Annotated in this window: 17 protein-coding genes; 9 read left to right on the top strand and 8 right to left on the bottom strand. The window is 65.7% G+C overall.

The genetic code is table 11. From position 1 onward, the window contains the following. The 5 genes from FJW08_RS32770 to lpdA form a co-directional block, all read left to right on the top strand. On the top strand, positions 1 to 232 hold a 232-nt coding region (locus FJW08_RS32770), incomplete at its 5' end, for a hypothetical protein (RefSeq protein WP_210241229.1). 75 nt (positions 233 to 307) lie between these two features. Continuing rightward, complete coding sequence (locus FJW08_RS30095; protein WP_140762328.1) at positions 308 to 1,540, top strand: 3-methyl-2-oxobutanoate dehydrogenase (2-methylpropanoyl-transferring) subunit alpha; 1,233 nt, start codon at positions 308 to 310, stop codon at positions 1,538 to 1,540. A gap of 3 nt (positions 1,541 to 1,543) precedes the next feature. After that, positions 1,544 to 2,557: an alpha-ketoacid dehydrogenase subunit beta gene (locus tag FJW08_RS30090; RefSeq protein ID WP_140813476.1), complete on the top strand. Its 1,014-nt coding sequence runs from the start codon at positions 1,544 to 1,546 to the stop codon at positions 2,555 to 2,557. A gap of 11 nt (positions 2,558 to 2,568) precedes the next feature. Continuing rightward, positions 2,569 to 3,900: a dihydrolipoamide acetyltransferase family protein gene (locus FJW08_RS30085; RefSeq protein WP_140813475.1), complete on the top strand. Its 1,332-nt coding sequence runs from the start codon at positions 2,569 to 2,571 to the stop codon at positions 3,898 to 3,900. A 197-nt stretch (positions 3,901 to 4,097) separates the two neighbouring features. Continuing rightward, positions 4,098 to 5,492 (top strand): dihydrolipoyl dehydrogenase, encoded by a 1,395-nt coding sequence (lpdA, locus tag FJW08_RS30080; protein WP_140813474.1) that lies wholly within the window; start codon positions 4,098 to 4,100, stop codon positions 5,490 to 5,492. A gap of 244 nt (positions 5,493 to 5,736) precedes the next feature. Here lpdA and FJW08_RS30070 read toward each other — a convergent pair whose 3' ends face one another. Beyond that, positions 5,737 to 6,840 carry a saccharopine dehydrogenase family protein gene (locus FJW08_RS30070; protein ID WP_140813473.1) on the bottom strand — a complete coding sequence of 368 codons (1,104 nt, stop codon included), beginning with the start codon at positions 6,838 to 6,840 and terminating at the stop codon, positions 5,737 to 5,739. Between the two features lie 121 nt (positions 6,841 to 6,961). Here FJW08_RS30070 and FJW08_RS30065 point away from each other — a divergent pair, with 121 nt between their 5' ends. Then, positions 6,962 to 7,390 carry an Lrp/AsnC family transcriptional regulator gene (locus FJW08_RS30065; protein ID WP_140813472.1) on the top strand — a complete coding sequence of 143 codons (429 nt, stop codon included), beginning with the start codon at positions 6,962 to 6,964 and terminating at the stop codon, positions 7,388 to 7,390. A 209-nt stretch (positions 7,391 to 7,599) separates the two neighbouring features. Here FJW08_RS30065 and FJW08_RS30060 read toward each other — a convergent pair whose 3' ends face one another. The 3 genes from FJW08_RS30060 to FJW08_RS30050 form a co-directional block, all read right to left on the bottom strand. Beyond that, complete coding sequence (locus FJW08_RS30060) at positions 7,600 to 8,970, bottom strand: ATP-binding protein (RefSeq protein WP_140813471.1); 1,371 nt, start codon at positions 8,968 to 8,970, stop codon at positions 7,600 to 7,602. After that, entirely contained in the window at positions 8,967 to 9,650 is a 684-nt protein-coding gene (locus FJW08_RS30055; protein WP_140762347.1) for a winged helix-turn-helix domain-containing protein, read from the bottom strand. Before FJW08_RS30055 ends, FJW08_RS30060 begins: the two co-directional genes overlap by 4 nt. A gap of 238 nt (positions 9,651 to 9,888) precedes the next feature. Further along, a complete protein-coding gene (locus FJW08_RS30050) occupies positions 9,889 to 10,683 on the bottom strand; it encodes a hypothetical protein (RefSeq protein ID WP_140813470.1) in 795 nt (264 codons plus the stop codon). A 226-nt stretch (positions 10,684 to 10,909) separates the two neighbouring features. Here FJW08_RS30050 and FJW08_RS30045 point away from each other — a divergent pair, with 226 nt between their 5' ends. After that, positions 10,910 to 11,542, top strand: coding sequence for an isoprenylcysteine carboxylmethyltransferase family protein (locus FJW08_RS30045; protein ID WP_140813469.1), 633 nt, complete (start codon positions 10,910 to 10,912; stop codon positions 11,540 to 11,542). 42 nt (positions 11,543 to 11,584) lie between these two features. Here FJW08_RS30045 and FJW08_RS30040 read toward each other — a convergent pair whose 3' ends face one another. After that, the gene (locus FJW08_RS30040; RefSeq protein WP_140813468.1) at positions 11,585 to 12,070 is read right to left on the bottom strand and encodes a hypothetical protein; all 486 of its coding nucleotides are present in this window, start codon (positions 12,068 to 12,070) and stop codon (positions 11,585 to 11,587) included. A gap of 218 nt (positions 12,071 to 12,288) precedes the next feature. On the opposite strand from FJW08_RS30040, the gene FJW08_RS30035 reads away from it, so the two are divergent. Further along, positions 12,289 to 12,654, top strand: coding sequence for a RidA family protein (locus FJW08_RS30035; protein WP_140813467.1), 366 nt, complete (start codon positions 12,289 to 12,291; stop codon positions 12,652 to 12,654). Positions 12,655 to 12,683: 29 nt separating this feature from the next. Next, positions 12,684 to 13,919 (top strand): amidohydrolase/deacetylase family metallohydrolase, encoded by a 1,236-nt coding sequence (locus tag FJW08_RS30030; RefSeq protein WP_140813466.1) that lies wholly within the window; start codon positions 12,684 to 12,686, stop codon positions 13,917 to 13,919. Between the two features lie 190 nt (positions 13,920 to 14,109). Here the strand turns inward: FJW08_RS30030 and FJW08_RS30025 are convergent, their stop codons facing one another. The 3 genes from FJW08_RS30025 to FJW08_RS30010 form a co-directional block, all read right to left on the bottom strand. After that, complete coding sequence (locus FJW08_RS30025) at positions 14,110 to 15,900, bottom strand: NAD(P)/FAD-dependent oxidoreductase (protein WP_140813465.1); 1,791 nt, start codon at positions 15,898 to 15,900, stop codon at positions 14,110 to 14,112. A gap of 115 nt (positions 15,901 to 16,015) precedes the next feature. Beyond that, the gene (locus FJW08_RS30020; protein ID WP_140813464.1) at positions 16,016 to 16,954 is read right to left on the bottom strand and encodes a MurR/RpiR family transcriptional regulator; all 939 of its coding nucleotides are present in this window, start codon (positions 16,952 to 16,954) and stop codon (positions 16,016 to 16,018) included. Positions 16,955 to 17,328: 374 nt separating this feature from the next. Beyond that, a complete protein-coding gene (locus tag FJW08_RS30010; protein ID WP_140813462.1) occupies positions 17,329 to 18,573 on the bottom strand; it encodes a Xaa-Pro peptidase family protein in 1,245 nt (414 codons plus the stop codon). Positions 18,574 to 18,717: the final 144 nt, after the last annotated feature.

Genomic DNA, 18,717 nt, shown 5'->3' with positions numbered 1-18,717 from the left:
CCGGCAGGACAGAGGGGGGCGCAGGGAACTCGACCGAACGTTATTCTGCGTCTGCGACCCTCGCATTGCGCCCGACACCCAGAAATACCTCGTCTTGCGGCAACCTGCCCAGAACCTTGCGCCAAATTGCGTGCCGCCGCTCAACATCGACAAGAAATTTCGCCGACATATCTTCATCCTGAGCGCGGGAGGCTGGGATCGGCCGGCGCGGCCGGAACCAATACCCGGATGACTTGCTTGGCGAATTCGCCCTGGACGCGCGGATGTGCAAATATCCGCATCAGGCAACATTGGAGGACTCGAGGTCATGGCCGATGCTGGGATGTTGCGGTTTCACGTTCCGGAGCCGGAAGTGCGGCCGGGCGGCACGCCTGATTTCTCCAACGTGACCATCGCCCAGGCCGGCTCGGTGCCGCGTCCCGACATCGACGTCGATCCGCGCACCATCCGCGACATGGCTTTCTCGATCATCCGGGTGCTGAACCGCAACGGCGAGGCCGTCGGGCCGTGGGCCGGGCTGCTTTCCAGCGAGGAGCTGCTGGAAGGCCTGCGCAACATGATGACGCTGCGCACCTTCGACGCGCGCATGCAGATGGCGCAGCGGCAAGGCAAGACCTCTTTCTACATGCAGCATCTGGGCGAAGAAGCGGTGAGCTGCGCCTTCCGCAAGGCGCTTGCCCCGGGCGACATGAACTTCCCGACCTATCGCCAGGCCGGGCTGCTGATCGCCGACGGCTATCCGATGGTCACGATGATGAACCAGATCTACTCCAACGAGGCCGATCCGCTGAAGGGTCGGCAGCTGCCGATCATGTATTCGTCGAAAGAGCACGGCTTCTTCTCGATCTCCGGCAATCTGGCGACGCAGTATATCCAGGCGGTCGGCTGGGCGATGGCCTCGGCGATCTCGAACGATTCGCGCATCGCCGCCGCCTGGATCGGCGACGGCTCGACGGCGGAATCCGACTTCCATTCGGCGCTGGTGTTCGCCTCCACCTACAAGGCGCCGGTCGTGCTCAATGTCGTCAACAACCAATGGGCGATCTCGACTTTTCAGGGCATTGCGCGCGGCGGCTCGGGCACTTTTGCGGCGCGGGGTCTCGGCTTCGGCATCCCGTCGCTGCGCGTCGACGGCAACGACTATCTCGCCGTGCATGCGGTGGCCAAATGGGCGGCGACCAGGGCGCGCGACAATCTCGGGCCGACGCTGGTCGAATATGTCACCTACCGCGCCGGCGCCCATTCGAGTTCGGACGATCCCTCCGCCTACCGGCCAAAGACGGAGTCCGACGCCTGGCCGCTCGGCGATCCGGTCGTGCGGCTGAAGAACCATCTCATCAAGCTCGGCGTCTGGTCGGACGAGCGGCACGCGCAGGCCGAGGCGGAAATACTCGACACGGTGATCGCGGCACAGAAGGAGGCGGAAAGCCACGGCACGCTGCATGCCGGCGGCAAGCCGTCGACGCGCGACATGTTCGAGGGCCTCTATGCCGAGATGCCGCCGCATCTCAGGCGCCAGCGCCAGCAGGCGGGAGTCTGAGCCATGCCAAGGCGGACCATGATCGAGGCCATTCGGGATGCCATGGACGTGTCGATGGAGCGCGACGATAAAGTCGTCGTGTTCGGCGAGGATGTCGGCTTCTTCGGCGGCGTTTTTCGCGTCACCCACGGGCTGCAGGCCAAATACGGCAAGAGCCGCTGCTTCGACGCGCCGATCAACGAATCCGGCATTGTCGGCTCGGCCATCGGCATGGCCGCCTACGGCCTGAAGCCGTGCGTGGAGATTCAGTTTGCCGACTACATGTATCCGGCCTACGACCAGCTGACGCAGGAAGCCGCAAGGCTGCGCTACCGGTCGAACGGCGATTTCACCTGCCCGATCGTGGTGCGCATGCCGACCGGCGGCGGCATCTTCGGCGGCCAGACGCATAGCCAGAGCCCGGAAGCGCTGTTCACCCACGTGTCGGGCTTGAAGACGGTGGTGCCATCCAATCCGCGTGACGCCAAGGGCTTGCTGATCGCGGCGATCGAGGATCCCGACCCGGTGATCTTTTTGGAGCCGAAGCGGCTCTACAACGGCCCGTTCGACGGCCATCACGACCGGCCGGTGACGCCGTGGTCGAAGCACGAGCTCGGCGAGGTCGCCGACGGCCACTACACCGTGCCGCTCGGCAAGGCGGCGATCCGCAGGGCAGGTTCCGCCGTCACTGTGCTCGCCTACGGCACCATGGTCTATGTCGCGCAGGCCGCGGCCGAGGAGACCGGCATCGATGCCGAGATCATCGACCTCAGGACCCTGCTGCCGCTCGACCTCGACACGATCGTGGCCTCGGTCAAGAAGACCGGGCGCTGCGTCGTCGTGCACGAGGCGACGCTGACCTCCGGGTTCGGCGCCGAGCTGTCGGCGCTGGTGCAGGAAAACTGCTTCTACCATCTGGAGGCGCCGGTGGTCCGCGTCGCCGGCTGGGACACGCCCTATCCGCATGCGCAGGAGTGGGACTATTTTCCGGGGCCCGCGCGCGTCGGCCGTGCGCTCATAGAAACATTGGAAGCTTAGAGAGGCCTGAGATGGGCGAACACATCATCAAGCTGCCCGATGTCGGCGAGGGCGTCGCCGAAGCCGAACTCGTCGAATGGCATGTGAAGATCGGCGACATCGTGCGCGAGGACACCGTGCTGGCCGCTGTCATGACCGACAAGGCGACGGTCGAAATCCCGTCGCCCGTCGATGGCGAGATCCTGTGGCTGGGCGCCGAGATCGGCGACACGGTGGCGATCGGTTCGCCGATCGTACGGCTGAAGGTGGCGGGCGCGGGCAATGTGAAGGCTGCCGGCAAAGAACCGGAACCAACCGCCGAGGCTGAAGCGCCCGCCAAGCCGGCGAGCCCGAAGCCCGAAACCGCACCGCCGCCCAAGGCAGCAAAACCCATCGAGGCACCGGTGAAACCCGCTGCATCGCTGGCTGCCGCCAAGACCATCGCACGGTCCTCGGCCTCCGGCGCACCGCGCCCGGAAGGCGAAAAGCCGCTGGCCTCGCCGGCCGTCCGCTTGCGCGCGAAAGAGGCCGGCATCGATCTCAGGCAAGTCGCAGGCAGCGGCCCGGCCGGCCGCATCGGCCACGAAGACATCGAGGCCTTCCTGGCGCGCGGTCCGCAAGTGGCCAAGGCATCGGGTCTCGCCCGCAACGATGCGATCGAGGACATCAAACTGGTCGGCTTGCGGCGCAAGATCGCCGAGAAGATGATGCTGTCGAAATCGCGCATCCCGCACATCACCTATGTCGAGGAGATCGACGTGACGGCGCTCGAGGAATTGCGGGCCGCGCTCAACAAGGAAAAGCGTGTTGCCAAAGGAGGTGGGGAGAGGCCGAAGCTGACCTTGCTGCCGTTCCTGATGCGGGCGATGGTCAAGGCGATCGCGGACCAGCCCCAGCTCAATTCTTTGTTCGACGACGAGGCCGGCATCATCCACCAGCATGGCGGCGTCCATATCGGCATCGCCGCGCAGACGCCGTCGGGGCTGGTGGTGCCTGTCGTCAGGCATGCCGAGGCGCGCGACATCTGGGATTGCGGCGCCGAGGTCTTCAGGCTGGCCGAGGCGGCCAAGTCGGGCACCGCGACTCGTGACGAGCTGTCGGGCTCGACCATCACCATCACCTCGCTCGGCGCCATGGGCGGTGTGGCGACCACGCCGGTCATCAACCATCCGGAAGTGGCGATCATCGGCGTCAACAAGATGATGGTGCGGCCGCTGTGGGACGGCGCGCAGTTCATCCCGCGCAAGATGATGAACCTGTCGTCGAGCTTCGACCACCGCGTCATCGACGGCTGGGACGCGGCGGTGTTCATCCAGCGGATCAAGGCGCTGCTGGAGACGCCGGCGCTGATTTTCGTGGATTAGAGGGGGATGAGAACGGTCGCAAAGTCCCCCTCACCCGGATTGCCAGCCGAATTGCAATGGCAATTCGGGGCAATCCGACCTCTCCCCGAGGGGAGAGGAGATTATCGACGCCTGTGCCAGTCTCTTCTCCCCAGCGGGGAGAAGGTGGCCGCGAAGCGGCCGGATGAGGGGGCCTCCATCAAAAAGAGCGTGCCATCATGAAAGAAATCTCCTGCAAGCTGCTGGTCATCGGCGCCGGTCCGGGCGGGTATGTCTGCGCCATTCGTGCCGGGCAGCTCGGCGTCGATACGGTTATCGTCGAAGCCAGCAAGCCTGGCGGCACCTGCCTCAATGTCGGCTGTATCCCGTCCAAAGCGCTGATCCATGCGGCGGAGGAGTTCGAGAAGGTGTCCGACATGGCCGGAGGCAAGAGCCCGCTCGGCATTTCGGTGACGGCGCCGGCGCTCGATCTGGCCAGGACCGTCGCCTGGAAGGACGGGATCGTCAGCCGGCTCAACAGCGGCGTCGCCGGCCTGCTGAAGAAGGCCGGGGTGAAGACGGTGCATGGCTGGGCGACCTTTCGCGACGGCAAGACCGTCGAGGTCGAGACCGAGACCGGAAGCCAGGTGATCCGAGCCGAGACGATCGTGATTGCCACCGGCTCGGCGCCGGTCGAACTGCCGTTCCTGCCTTTCGGCGGGCCGGTGATCTCGTCCACCGAGGCCCTGGCGCTGAGCGAGGTGCCCGAAAAACTTGCTGTCGTCGGTGGCGGCTATATCGGCCTCGAACTCGGCATGGCCTTCGCCAAGATGGGCGCCAAGGTTACCGTCGTCGAAGCCTTGCCGCGCGTGCTGGCGCAGTATGATGCCGAGCTGACCCGGCCGGTGGTCAAGCGGCTCGCAGCGCTCGGCGTCGAGGTGATGACAGGCGCCAAGGCCAAGGGGCTGTCGACAAAAGGCGATGCGCTGCTGGTCGAGACGTCGGACGGCAAGAGCGGCAAAGTTGTCGCCGACAGGATCCTGGTGACGGTCGGCCGCAAACCGGTGACCGAGGGCTGGGGTCTCGAGCAGATCGATCTCGACAGGGCGGGAAAGTTCATCAGGATCGACGACCAATGCCGGACCTCGATGCGCGGCGTCTTCGCCATCGGCGACGTCACCGGCGAGCCGATGCTGGCGCACCGGGCGATGGCACAAGGCGAGATGGTCGCCGAGATCGTCGCCGGCCACAAGCGCAGCTGGGACAAGCGCTCGATCCCCGCCGTCTGTTTCACCGATCCCGAGCTGGTGACGGCGGGGCTGTCGCCCGAGGAAGCCAAGGCCCGGGGCGAGATCAAGATCGGCCTGTTCCCCTTCGCCGCCAATGGCCGCGCCATGACGAAGCTCGGCGAGGACGGGTTCGTCCGCGTCGTGGCGCGTGCGGACAATCATCTGGTGCTCGGCATTCAGGCGGTCGGTCAGGGCGTGTCGGAGCTGTCGACGGCTTTTGGGCTGGCGCTGGAGATGGGCGCGCGGCTGGAGGACATCGCCGGCACCATCCATGCGCATCCGACGCAAGGCGAAGGGTTCCAGGAAGCGGCGCTGAAGACGCTGGGGCACGCGTTGCATATTTGAGGTGTCCCGCCCCTTTCCTCTCCCTCCGGAGGGGGGAGAGGTGGCGCTGCGAAGCAGCGACGGAGTGGGGGAAGCCGGTCCTCAAATGCGCGGCCGCTGACAGCTCGCCACCAGCCTCAATCAACCAGGACGAGGCATCGCCCGGCTTGAAATAACACCGCCCGAGCCAGGTCGACCCCCACTCCGTCGAGCTTCGCTCGACACCTCTCCCCCGATCGACGGGGGAGAGGAAAGGCGCGAACCATCACCCCGCCAGCCGGCTAACCATCTCGTGTTGGGCATAGGCGCGGCCGAAGCGGTTGGCCAGGAAGGCTTCGAGCGCGATATCCTCTTGCTTGACGAAGCCGGTCGCCGGCAGCGAGCCATCGGCCAGCATGTCGAGCACGGCGCAGATTCCAGAAGCCGTGGTGATCTGGATGGCGCTGCGCACCGTCTGGCCGACGCGCCGGGAATAGATCTTGTTGGCGTAGGTCTCCTGCAGCAGGCGGCCGTTCTTGCGGCCGGAGACGGTGACGAAGACGATGACCACGTCCTGCAGCGTTGCCGGCAGGGCGCTTTCGAAAATGTCCTTCAGCACGTCGCGGCGGTGGCGCAGGCCGAGATCGTTGAGCAGCGCCTTCATGATCGCGGCATGGCCGGGATAGCGGATGGTGCGGTAGTTCAGCGTGCGCACCTTGCCCTTCAGCGTCTCGGCCAAGGTGCCCAGCCCGCCCGAGGTGTTGAAGGCTTCGTAGGTGACGCCGTCGAGCGAAAATTCCTCGCGCTCCTCCAGCGGCGGCACTTCGACCAGTTCGCCCTCGACGATCGCCTCGCAGGGCTCGCAATATTCGTTGATGACGCCGTCGGTGCTCCAGGTCAAATTGTAGTTCAGCGCGTTGGACGGGTATTGCGGCAGCGCGCCGACGCGCATGCGCACGCTTTCCAGCGTGTCGAAGCGGCTGGCGAGGTCGTTGGCGACGATCGAGATGAAGCCCGGCGCCAGGCCGCATTGCGGGATGAAGGCGCTCTTGGCGGAGCGTGCCAGCTCCTTGACGCGCCTAGTCGAGACGACATCCTCGGTGAGGTCGAGATAATGCACGCCGGCGCTGGCCGCCGCCTCGGCGATGCGCGTGGTGAGCTGGAAGGGGGCGGCGCTCAGCACGGCGAACTTGCCGGCGAGTGCGGCTTCAAGCGCGCCAACCGCCGCGATGTCGAGTTCGAGCGTCTCGACGCCGTCGGGCACTTCGGCGGCAGTGAGCTGCGCCGCCGAGCGGTCGACGAGGGTGACGTGGTAGTCGCCCGTTTCAGCGAGCATTTCGGCGATGGTCGAACCGATCTTGCCGGCCCCGACGATAACGATGTTATTCATGGTCAAATACTCCTGCCATCTGCGCTTGCCGGAATCATCGCAGTTTGCCTGGCGAAAGGAAGCGTGGAATTCTGCAAAGTGAACCCTATCTTTTGTCGATTTGCCGAATGGATTCGTCGAAATGCTCAGTGACGCCGAACAGGCCCTGCTTTCGCTGCTGCGCGCCAACGCGCGCGCCTCGACGGCCGAACTGGCGCGGCAGCTCGGCGTGTCGCGCACCACGGTGCAAAGCCGGATCGAGCGGCTGGAGCAGCGCGGCATCATCACGGGTTATGGCGTCAGACTGGCGCCGGACTACGAGCAGGGGCTGGTCAGGGCGCATGTGCTGCTCACCGTCACACCCAAGCTCGCCGACAAAGTGGTGCGCGCGCTGCAGGCGCTGCCGCCCGTGCGGACGCTGCACTCCGTCAGCGGCAATTTCGACATGATCGTCATCGTCGACGCGCCGTCCATCCGCGACCTCGACGCGCTGCTCGACCGGATCGGCGCCATGGACGGGGTCGAACGAACCGCGTCATCGATCATCCTGTCGACGCGGATCGAGCGGTGACGTAACAGCGATCTCCCCCCTTGCGGGGGAGATGGCCGGCAGGCCAGAGGGGGGTGTGAAGGATCGCCGGCCTCGGCCGTTTATAAGCCCGCCGATGGGTCGCGATGGATCGACAGGTCGGCGGGACAGCACCCCCCTCTGCCTTGCCAGGCATCTCCCCCGCAAGCGGGGAGATTGGCCGTTACACCGGCTTTCGCCAACTTCCGAAGTCAATCCATTGCCAGCGGAAAACTCACCGCCACGGCCAGCCCAGGCTTACAATCCTCGAGCGTGATGGTCGCGCCGTGCAGGTCGGCGATGGCCCGGACGAGGCTGAGGCCGAGACCGCTGCCTGGCGTCGATCGGCTGTGGTCCAGCCGGTAGAGCCGCTGAAACACTTTTTCGCGCTCGCCGGCGGGAATGCCGGGTCCGTTGTCGGCGACGCAGGCAAGGACGCGGTCGCCCTGACGCGTCACCGACAGTTTGATCGAGGTGCCGGGCGGGCAATGGCGCAGCGTGTTCTCCACCAGATTGGCGACCATCTGCGTCAACAGTTCGCGGTCACCATGGATCCGGCCGGTCGTCTCCTCCAGCCGCGGCGGTGACAGCGACTTGCCATCGTCCTCGGCCACGTCGGTGTAGATTTCGGCGATGGTCCGCAGGATGTCGCCGAGATCGACATCGGTGAAGCGCGCCTTGCGCGCGCCGGCCTCGATCTGCGCGATCCGCAGCAGCGCATCGAAGGTCTCGTTGATCTGGTGGCCCTCCATGCGCGCGTCGGCCAGATCGTCGGAAACGTCCTGGTGCCGCGCGGCCTTGTCGGCGGCGCCCTCCAGGATCATCTGCAGGCGGTTGAGCGGCGTCTTCAAATCGTGCGCGATGTCGGCGCTGACCTGTTTCATGCCTTCGACCAGCGCCGACAGGCGATCGAGCGCGGCGTTGACCTGGCTGGAGACGATGTCGATGTCGTCGCCCTTGCCGGTCAGCGGGATGCGGGTATCGAGCCGGCCATGCGAAACGTCGACCATCGTGGCGGCGATGCCGTCGAGACGGCGCTGGACGCGCGAGGCGAGCAGGGCGCCACCGGTGACGGCCAGGCCGGTGATGATCAGCGTCGCCCAGCCGAAGCTCATCAGCATGATCGCCTCCAGCTCCTTCGTCTCGGAGAGGCTGAAGGCGATGGTCAGTGTGTTGGCGCCGAGCGAACCGGAATAGGCGCGGTATTCGGTCCCCGCGGGCAGGCCGGGCATTTCGGCGCCGAACATCGAAAAGCCTTCGGGAAGTCCCGCGGCGGTGAAGTTGCCGGCCAGGCGGTTGCCGGCTGGGTCGGTCAGCGAAAACAGCTGCTCCTTCTTCGGGCTCCGCAAGGAGTGGCTCTCAATGGTCTCCACCAGCTCCTTGGGATCGGTGTCGGTATAGGTTGAGGCGATGACGGCGTAGGTTTCCTTGACGGTGTCGTCGAGCTGCTCGGCAAGATCGGCGCTCATCATCTGGTAGACGATGGCGCCCGCCAGGATGAAGGCCAGCATGAACAGGAAGGCGAACGTCAGGGCAAGCCGGAACGGCGTGCTGCGCGGCAGGCGGGCCCACGTTCCTGTCATGGTGCGAGCGGCGCGTGCAGGCTGTAGCCGGTGTTGCGGATGGTGTGGATGAGCTGGGTGTCGAACGGCTTGTCGACCTTGGCCCGCAGCCGGCTGATATGGGTCTCGACGACGCTGGTCTTGGGATCGAAATGAAAATCCCAGACGCGTTCCAGAAGCATGGTGCGGGTGATGACGCGGCCCTCGCCGCGCATCAGCACCTCGAGCAGGCTGAACTCCCTCGGCTGCAAGTCGATCGGCTGGCCCCGCCTGACCACCCGCCGCATGATCAGGTCCATCTCGAGGTCCGCAACCCGCAGGACCGTCCTCTGCTCCTGCGCGGCCGGCCGCCGGCCGAGCGCGTTGATGCGGGCAAGCAGTTCGGAAAAGGCGAAGGGCTTGACCAGATAGTCGTCACCGCCGGCCTCGAGCCCCTCGACGCGATCGTCGATGCCGCCGACGGAGGTGAGGAAGATCGCTGGTGTGCGCACGCCCGCGGCGCGGACAGCCTTGACCATGGACAGGCCGTCGAGACCGGGGATCATCCGGTCGGCGACGATCACGTCGTAGCCGCCGCTGGTCGCCGCGAAAAGCCCGTCATGGCCGTTGCGCAGGAGGTCGCAGACATGGCCGGCCTCGGTCAGGCCTCGCATGATATAGTCCGCCGTCCTGTGGTCGTCCTCGACGAGAAGTAGGCGCATCGCTGTTCCGGTTGAGTTCCGATATCCGGGACAGGCTATCACCGGCGCGGGTTGGTTCCTAGGATGGCATCAGGCCGCGGGAAATTCGGAGCGCCTCCCATCTTCGTCATCCTCGGGTCCGCGCTGCGTCACTACGCTCCTTGCTCCGCCCGTGGATGACGAAGCGACCGATGTTTCAGCCAATCGGCAAGGGATGTGCCGCCTCAACGCAAGCGACCGCCGAAACTTCGGTGCCGGCTCAATCCGACTCCAGCAGCATGTCGTCGAGCTCATCGGCCTTCTTCCTGAGCGTCATGTAGAGAACCAGGGCGATGATGCAGCCGAGGAAGATCAGGCTGGTGAAGGTGGTGCCGAAACCGAGTCCGCCATATTCGGCCGGCTGCGACAGCAGGTCGCCGAATGAGGCGCCGAGCGGCCGCGTCAGGATGTAGGCGAGCCAGAAGGCCAGGATGCCGTCCAGGTGGATGAGATAGTAGGCGAGCGCGATGAGCGCGATCACGCCGCCGAACAGCAGACCGGTGGCGAGATAGCCAATGTCGAAACTCTCGGCGACGAGGTCGCCGGCGGCGGTGCCGAGCGAGAAGGTGAACAGGATCGCCAGCCAGTAGAAGATTTCGCGCCTGGTGGTGAAGATGGTGTGGATCGACAGCGTCCGCTCGGTGGCGTACCAGACCGCGAATGTCGCCGCGAGCACCACCGAGAAGGCAATCGTGGTGGTCTGCAGGCGCACGCCGAACGTGTCGACGAGGTTGTCGGTGACCAGGGTGCCGACGACGCTGATCAGCACCACCGCCAGCCAGTAGGCCCAAGGCACGTAGCGCTTCTGCGCGAACTGGAGGACGAGGGCGACGATCAGGACGCCGGTCATGATCAGCGAGGTGACGGTTAGCCCGAGACCGAGGTTGACGGCGAGATAGTCGGCCGCCGTTTCGCCCATGGTCACCGCCATCAGCTTGATCAGCCAGAAATCGAGAGTGACTTCGGGAACCCGGTTTTGGCTTGGTGCGGCGGGGAGCGTGGTGGGCGCGAGCATGGCTGATGTCCCGATGTCGATTGTTGTGGCGGCGATCCGGACAATAGGCAGGCGACTTCACTCCAGCCTGTCCGGTGGCATACAAATTCGTAAGGATGGCTCTGCCTGGCGCAAAAGGCCTTTACGAACGCCTCGCGGTGCGCTGATAGAGGGTGAGCGCCTTGTATCCGCCATCAATGGCGCGCCCCAGTGGCCGGGCTCGCACAGAGCGCCCAGGAAAACACCAATGAACTACGCCTCTCTCAAGCCGGTTTCGAAGGCTTTCGTCCAGCGCAAGCGGCTGATTTTCATCCGCGTCGCGGCGGCGCTGGCGGTGCTGCTGCTGTTCCTGACCAAACCGGCGCTCAGCGAAGGCTCGAACGGCCACGAGACGCTCGAATTCCTCGGCTTCTGCCTGGTGCTCGCCTGCGTCGCGGGCCGGCTGTGGAGCATCCTCTATGTCGGCGGCAAGAAGAATGAGGAGCTGGTTTCGACCGGGCCGTTCTCGATGAGCCAGAACCCGCTCTATTTCTTCTCGACGGTCGGCGCGGTCGGTATCGGCCTGCTCTATGGCTCGCTGGTGGCGGCTGCCGCGCTCGGCCTTGCCAGCTTCCTCATCTTCCGGGTCACGGCGCGCAAGGAAGCCGAATATCTCCTTGGCAAGTTCGGCCCGGCCTATTCAGCCTATATCAAGGCGACGCCCCGGTTCTGGCCGAACCCACTGCTCTACCGCGACAATGACGAGCTGCAGTTCTCGACGCGCGCGTTGAAGCGCACCTTCTATGACGGGCTCTATTTCCTCGCCATCTTCCCGATCATCGAACTCGTCGAGTATTTCCGGGAAAGCGGCCTGCTACCGACGTTCTTCACGCTCTACTGAGCGGCCGGCACGGCGAATTGCGCGGATGACGAAGGCGCTATGTCAGGCGCCTAGCGGATAGGGCATGTAGCCGATGAAGCCGGCTATCTTCCAGCTCGCCCCAACCTTCCTGCAGAAATACAGCGTCTGCCATTTCAGCCGGTCGACGCTGCCATCCGCCTTGGCGACGGAGCCGTCGAACTTCTTGTGCAGCACGGCGCGGTCGCCGTCGACATCGATGTCACGCAGATTGGTGACGCGAAACAGCGCCTCGCGCAGCGGCTCGGCGAATTTGGTCGCCGCCGTCTCCTTGGCCTGGCGCAACCACTCGTCGCGATAGATTTCCAGTCTCGGGAACTGCAGCCGCCAGGCGTCGGCGTTGGCCAGGAAATGCGCGTGCATGCCGAAGAAGCTTTCGACGACGAAGTCGTTCTCGACCATGGACCAGTCCTGGCCGATGAAGGCGTCGATGTCGCGCCGCACCAGCATCTCCCACAGCGCGTGGCGGTCGGCGCCGCCGGAAGGGAACGGGTTCTTGTCGAAGGTCATCGTCGGCGTCTCCGGTCTCGCAAGGGGTCTGTCCGTCGTGGCGTCGAGCCCGTCCGGCAAGCGCGCACGATGCAAGCGCTTCTGTAATAAAGCAACATGGATTTCGAAGACTGTTGCTTTCCAACTAGGCCTCTATCGGGATCGCCCCGATCGCGGTAAATCTCCTCCCAAAGCGGGCGCCTCGGTGCCCTGCCCGTGTCATCGGAGGAGGCCGTCCCTTGCCCAAGCAGACTTTTGGAACATCCCATGTGCCGCTGTCGCCCGCCGTGCGGGCCGGCGATTTCGTCTTTGTCTCGGGCCAGGTTCCGGTCGGCGGCGACGGGATCGTGGTCAAGGGCGGCATCACGGAACAGACCGAGCAGGTGCTCGCCAATGTGAAGGCCGCACTGGCGCTCGCCGGCTGCACGATGGACGACGTGGTCAAGACCACCGTCTGGCTGGAGGACGCGCGCGACTTCGGCGGCTTCAACGCGGTCTACGCCAGGCACTTCCCGAAAAATCCGCCGGCGCGCACCACGGTCGAATCGCGGCTGATGATCGACATCAAGATCGAAGTCGAGGCCGTCGCGTACAGGCCGGCCTGAAGACGACGTAACAAGGCGGAGGCACCTCCATGCAATTCGACCTCCTGCTGAAAGGTGGACGGCTGATCGATCCGGCGTCAGGCATCGACGCGCCGCGCGACGTCGCCATCGCCAATGGCCGCGTCGCCGCTGTCGACGCCGACATCCCCGCGACCAGCGCCGCGCAGGTCGTCGACGCGACAGGCTGCATCGTCGCGCCCGGCCTCGTCGACCTGCACAGCCACGTCTATTGGGGCGGCACCTCGCTCGGCGTCGATGCCGACCGGCTCGCCGCCAAGAGCGGCACCACCACCTTCATCGACGCCGGCAGCGCCGGCGCGGGCAATTTCCTCGGCTTCCGCCGCCATGTCATGGAGCGCTCCAAGGTGCGCATCCTGGCCTATGTCAACATTTCCTTTGCCGGCATTTTCGGCTTCTCGCAGACGGTGTCGGTCGGCGAGTGCGGCGATCTCCGGCTTTGCGAACCGCGCGAGGTGGTGGCGGCGGTGCGCGAGCACGCCGACGTGGTCGTCGGCGTCAAGGTCCGCTCCGGCAAGCATGCCGGCGGCACCAGCGGCATCGCGCCGGTGGATCTGGCGCTGGAGGCCGCCGACAAGGCCGGCCTGCCGCTGATGGCGCATATTGACGAGCCGCCGCCCGGCCGCTCCGAAGTGTTGCCGCGCCTGCGCCAGGGCGACATCCTCACCCATTGCTTCCGGCCGTTCCCCAACGCGCCGGTGTTCGCCTCCGGCATGGTGCGGCCCGACATGCGGCTGGCGCGCGAGCGCGGCGTCATCTTCGATCTCGGCCACGGCATGGGCTCATTCGACTTCGACGTCGCTCGCGCCATGCTCGCCGAAGGGTTGGCGCCCGATGTCATCTCGAGCGACGTGCATCTCTACTGCGTCGACGGGCCGGCCTTCGACATACTGGTCTGCATGTCCAAGCTGATGGCGCTCGGCATGCCGCTGGTCGAGGTTTTGCGTGCCGCGACGCAAGCGCCGGCGCAGGCGATCGCGCGGCCCGATCTCGGCACGCTGGCCGTCGGCACGCTGGGCGACGTCGCCGTGCTGCGGCAGCGGTCAGGCCGCTTCACCTTCGTCGACGCGGTCGGCGCCTCGCTGGTCGCCGATCAGCGGCTGGTATCGGAAGGCATCGTCATCGGCGGCACCTGGTGGCCGAACGAGGCGGCGAACGATGTCAGCGAGACCGAGCGTTTCGAAGCGCATGCAAACCACACGCATGTCGAGGTTGCCGCCCGGCATTTTGGAAACCGGCATAATTAGCCGATCTCCCCCCTCGTGGGGGAGATGCCCGGCAGGGCAGAGGGGGGCGCGACGGAATGCAAACCTCGCCCACATTGCGACCGACAAAGAACCCGACGACTGCAAAAGAAGATCGAAATGAAAGGCTGGCAGGACAGCGCCCCCTCTGGCCTGCCGGCCATCTCCCCCACAAGGGGGGAGATCAGCAGCGTCACCGTGGCGCGTTGCTGACCGCCCCATAAACCGGCGTATCGATCCCTTCCATCCGCGCCTTGATCTGCAGCGCGACATATTTCGAATAAAACCGCGACAGCGCCAGATTGCCGCCGTGGAACCACAGCGCTTCCTGCGCCGTCGGTTTCCACATATTGCGCAATTCGCCTTGCCAGGGGCCGGGGTCGCCCTTGACGCCGGAGCCGAGCCCCCAGCACGGGCCGACCTTGTCGGCGACCTCGCGCGAGACGAGTGCGGCCACGTTCTCGTTCATCGACTGGTAGCCAGTGCAGGCAATGATGGCATCCGCCTCGAGCTCGCTGCCATCCTCGAACAGGATGCCTTTCGCCGTCAGCGATTTTATCCCCACGCCGCTGCGGATGCCGACCTTACCGTCGATGATCAGATCCGACGCGCCGACATCGATGTAATAGCCCGAGCCGGTGCGGTAGGCCTTCATCAGCAGGCCGGTCTCGTCGTCGCCGAAATCGAGCGCGAAGCCGGACGCGGCGAGACGCTCGTAGAAAGCCGCGTCGCGCGCGCGGATGACGTCGTAGAGCGCGCGCTGGCCCTTGGGCACCAGCGCGAACGGCGTCGAGGCGACGATCATGTCGGCCTTTTCCGTGGTGATGCCGCGCGCCAGCGCGTCCTCGGAGAAGATCTCGAAGCCGACCTGCATCAGCGTGTCCGACTTGACCACGGTGGTCGGCGAGCGCTGGATCATGGTGACGTCGGCGCCGCTCTCCCAGAGATCGACGCAGACGTCGTGCCCGGAACTGGCCGCGCCGATGACGGCGACCTTCTTGCCGCGGAATTTATCGCCGCTGGCATACTGGCTGGAATGCAGCAGCTCGCCCTTGAACCGGTCCGCGCCGGGCAGCTCGATCTTGCGCGGCGGACCATAGGCGCCGGTGGCGAAGACGATGTGCTTCGGCTTCAGCGTGATCTGGCGGCCGACACGATCGACCACCACGGTCCAGACCTTCTCCGCCTCGTCGTAACTGGCGCTGAGGCACCTGGTGGCGACCCAGTAATTCAGCTCCATGACGCGTGTGTACATTTCCAGCCAGTCGCCCATCTTGTCCTTGGGCGTGAAGACGGGCCAATTGTCGGGGAACGGGATGTAGGGCAGATGGTCGTACCAGACCGGATCGTGCAGCACGAGCGTGCGGTAGCGGTTGCGCCAGGAATCGCCGGGCCGCGCGTTCATCTCGATGACGATGGTCGGCACGCCGAGCTGACGCAGCCGCGCGCCGAGCATGATGCCGCCCTGGCCGCCGCCGATGACCAGGCAATAGGGCTGCTCCGAGACGCCAAGCTCGCGCGCCTCGCGCGCCCGCGCTTCCGACCAGGTCTCGCGTTCGGGATCGGCCTCGTGGCGCACGCCGAGCGGCCGCGCCCCGCCCTTGCGCTCCTCAAACCCTTTCAGCTCGGTCATCGCCGTGAACAGGGTGCGGCAGCGGCCATCGCGCAGCCGCACGATGCCTTGTCCCGTGGCCACCGCCGTTTCGAAGATGAACCAGGCTTCGATGGTGCCTTCATCGGAGGTTGCCTCGCCGGTGAGCTGCCACGCCGCAGGCCTGGTCGTTGCCAGCGTCGACTTCAACATGTCGGCAATGGCCTCGCGGCCTTCCATGGTGGTGACGTTCCAGGTGAAGGTCAGCAGGTCGCGCCAGTAGCAATCGTCGACGAACAGGTTCGCCGCGGCTGACACGTCGCCGGATTCAAGCGCCTGCGAAAAGGAGCCAAGCCATGCGGCCGCCTGTTTGGATGGTGACATTTCGAGCATTTCTTGCCTCTTTCATGCGTCCAATTTGTATATTGGGACGGTAACCGTCGAACTCGGCGCTGCCCCTCATCCGCCTGCCGGCACCTTCTCCCCGTATAGTGACGGGGAGAAGGGACTAGTCTCCCAGCGGCTCCATTTCCTTCCCCGTGCGGTGGATCTGGGCGTTGTATTTGATGCGGCGCACGGTCTCTCGCGCCGGCCCGCCGAGCTTGTAGGCGGAGGCGACCGCCAGGAGGTCGATCATCGCCAGGAAGGCATAGCGCGAGGCGGTCGGCTTCAGCGTGTCGGGATATTCGGGCACGGCAACCGTCAGCCTGACGTCGCAGGCGCGGGCAAGTTCGGTGTCGGGCGCCGTCACGCAAATAGCGTTGGCGCGGTAGTGCTTGGCGAGTTCGACGGCCTCGATCACCTCGCGCGTGCGCCCGGTCGCCGAGATGGCGATCACCAGGTCGCCAGGCTTCAGCGTCGAGGCGGTCATGCGCATCAGATAGGGGTCGCATTGGGCGCTGGTCGAGATGCCGTAGCGAAAAAGCCGGTGCTGCGTTTCCTGCGCCAGCGCCGAAGAGCTGCCGCCGAGTCCGAACACGGTGACCTGGCGGGCCCGGGCGATCAGCTCGGCCGCCTTTTCCAGCTCACCCGGATCGAGCTGCCGCTCGGCTTCCTGCAGTGCATGGCGCGCTTCGCCGAACACGGCGTTCCAGAACGGCAGGCCGATGTCGCCCTCCCTGGCCGGCGACGTGTCCAGATAGAGCGCACCGACGACGAGGCTCTGCGCCAGCTTCAGCTTGAAGTCGCGCACGCCCTCGCAGCCGATGGCGCGGCAGAAGCGGGTCACCGTCGGCTCGCTGACGCCGGCGCGCTGGGCAAGTGCGGCGTTGGAGGCGTCGACGGCGTATTTGACATTTTCGAGTACGACATCGGCGACGCGGCGTTCGGCCGGGCGCAATTCCGCATAGGAATCCTTGACGAGCGAGATGATGTCGGGAATGCGCCGGACGGGCTCGCCCCTGGCTCCCTCTTCGTCCGCGATCGGATGGCTGGCAGCTCCGGTCATGAAGTCGATCTTCCCTGGCTCGTTTTCGACCCGACCTCTTATCATGGTTGCACGCTGTCGTTCCATGCGCCCGCCACTGTCGCAAGCGACTCGTGCCGCAAGGGCGGCCGCCGGTGAGTGCTTAGTTTCTCACGTGCCACGGCAACTACCGCCGAGTTCCGTGGCGCCCCCCTCTGTCCTGCCGGACATCTCCCCCACGAGGGGGGAGATTGGCAGTTTTGGCGCCGGCCTTTCTTTTGCAACGTTGAAAATTGGCGAAAGCGGTCGCGATGGTCGATCTCCCCCCTCGTGGGGGAGATGCCCGGCAGGGCAGAGGGGGGCGCCGTAGAGCGCCACTTCTCAGCGAACTGCGACAAGCGCCAACCCCTGCCCCCCTACCCAATCACCTCCAGCCGTCTCGGCAGCCTATTCATCGCGACCGGTCCATCCGGCGTGATCAGGAACTGGTCCTCGAGATTGAAGCTGGCGAGGCCGTCGATGTAGAGCGGGATCTCGAAGGCCAGCACCATGCCGGCCTCGATCACGACATCGCTGCCGGCGGCGATGAACGGCCATTGTTCGGAAAAGACCGACTGGCCGACGCCGTGGCCGAAATGGCCGCGACGGTAGGAGCGCAGGCCTTGCCGCGCCAGGCTGTCGGTGGCGACGCGATGCACATGGGCAAGCGTGTTTCCAGGGACAAGCTCGGCCAGCCCATCCTCGAAGGCGCGCTCGGCGATGGCATGCAGTTCGGCCTGATCGGCGGAAGGCGGGCCGAAGGTGAAGTTGCGCGACATGTCGGAGGCGCAGAAGCCGACTGTGCAGACCATGTCGCATTTCAGCGGATCGCCGGCCACGGCCCTGGCGTCGGCCCCCTTGGCCCGGGCGCCCAGCGTCACATATTCGGCCGTGATGACCGGATGCGAAAGCCCGGCCGCCGCCGCTGCGACGCCTTGCCGGTAAAGCGCGACGAGATCGGCCTGGCGCATGCCGGCCATCGCATCGACCTGCAGCCGCTCCAGGCCGGCTTCCGACAGGAGGATGCCTTGCCGCAGGAGGTCGACCTCGCGCTCCAACTTGACCGCGCGCAGCCGGTCCAGCACGGGCGAACCGTCGACGACGGGGCTGTTCGGCAGCAGCGCCTGGATGGCGGCAAAATCGGCGGCGGGAATAAAGTCGAGGTCGACGCCGAGCGTGGCGCGCTCCAGCCCGAAATCGATGAGCATCGCCTGCAACTGATGGACCGAGCCGGCCAGGTCGAAAGTAGCGGGACGCGAGAAATCAGGCGCGCGGCCGAGCGAAGCCAAGCCTGCCTCGATGCGCTCCGCCAGGGAGCGCCCGGTAGATCCTGGCTCGACCGGTGCGGCTTCGATCCAGATCGGGTGCGAGCGCACGACCATCTCGGGCGCGGCGGTCCGCAGTTGCGCGGCGTTGAAGTCCGCGACCACGACGCCGATTGGCAGGTCCTGTCTGGCCGGGATCACGACGAAGCCGGCGCCGGCGCGCCGGAACAGGCCGGCCGGGCCGATCGTCGCGCCGGTCGCATAGTGGAAGGCCTCGGGCGCGCAGAGCGCCAGCGCCCCAATGCCGGCGCGCTGCATCAAATCCGTGGCGCGCTGGCGGTCGACAAAACCCGTCATGAATTTCTCCGTATGCCCGAACCGGCAACGGAGCATTGCGGGTGCGGACAATCAAGCCGGTTGCTTGGTGATATCCCCCACATGCCTGGAAGACTGGCGGAGACGTCCCTCGGTTCGCCATCCTGGGGCGAAGCGAGGAGCGTA

Origin of the sequence: Mesorhizobium sp. B3-2-1, from assembly GCF_006439515.1 — a bacterium.
Classification (GTDB): domain Bacteria; phylum Pseudomonadota; class Alphaproteobacteria; order Rhizobiales; family Rhizobiaceae; genus Mesorhizobium.
This window is presented reverse-complemented; position numbering and strand designations above follow the sequence as displayed.

Excerpts from the sequence above, each read along its gene's own strand:
- FJW08_RS30045 (WP_140813469.1), top strand. The coding sequence starts at position 10,910 with ATGAACTACGCCTCTCTCAAGCCGGTTTCGAAGGCTTTCGTCCAGCGC.
- FJW08_RS30055 (WP_140762347.1), bottom strand. The coding sequence starts at position 9,650 with ATGCGCCTACTTCTCGTCGAGGACGACCACAGGACGGCGGACTATATC.
- FJW08_RS30070 (WP_140813473.1), bottom strand. The coding sequence starts at position 6,840 with ATGAATAACATCGTTATCGTCGGGGCCGGCAAGATCGGTTCGACCATC.
- FJW08_RS30095 (WP_140762328.1), top strand. The coding sequence starts at position 308 with ATGGCCGATGCTGGGATGTTGCGGTTTCACGTTCCGGAGCCGGAAGTG.
- FJW08_RS30040 (WP_140813468.1), bottom strand. The coding sequence starts at position 12,070 with ATGACCTTCGACAAGAACCCGTTCCCTTCCGGCGGCGCCGACCGCCAC.
- FJW08_RS30090 (WP_140813476.1), top strand. The coding sequence starts at position 1,544 with ATGCCAAGGCGGACCATGATCGAGGCCATTCGGGATGCCATGGACGTG.
- lpdA (WP_140813474.1), top strand. The coding sequence starts at position 4,098 with ATGAAAGAAATCTCCTGCAAGCTGCTGGTCATCGGCGCCGGTCCGGGC.
- FJW08_RS30030 (WP_140813466.1), top strand. The coding sequence starts at position 12,684 with ATGCAATTCGACCTCCTGCTGAAAGGTGGACGGCTGATCGATCCGGCG.
- FJW08_RS30010 (WP_140813462.1), bottom strand. The coding sequence starts at position 18,573 with ATGACGGGTTTTGTCGACCGCCAGCGCGCCACGGATTTGATGCAGCGC.
- FJW08_RS30020 (WP_140813464.1), bottom strand. The coding sequence starts at position 16,954 with ATGACCGGAGCTGCCAGCCATCCGATCGCGGACGAAGAGGGAGCCAGG.
- FJW08_RS30065 (WP_140813472.1), top strand. The coding sequence starts at position 6,962 with ATGCTCAGTGACGCCGAACAGGCCCTGCTTTCGCTGCTGCGCGCCAAC.
- FJW08_RS30060 (WP_140813471.1), bottom strand. The coding sequence starts at position 8,970 with ATGACAGGAACGTGGGCCCGCCTGCCGCGCAGCACGCCGTTCCGGCTT.
- FJW08_RS30050 (WP_140813470.1), bottom strand. The coding sequence starts at position 10,683 with ATGCTCGCGCCCACCACGCTCCCCGCCGCACCAAGCCAAAACCGGGTT.
- FJW08_RS30025 (WP_140813465.1), bottom strand. The coding sequence starts at position 15,900 with ATGCTCGAAATGTCACCATCCAAACAGGCGGCCGCATGGCTTGGCTCC.
- FJW08_RS30085 (WP_140813475.1), top strand. The coding sequence starts at position 2,569 with ATGGGCGAACACATCATCAAGCTGCCCGATGTCGGCGAGGGCGTCGCC.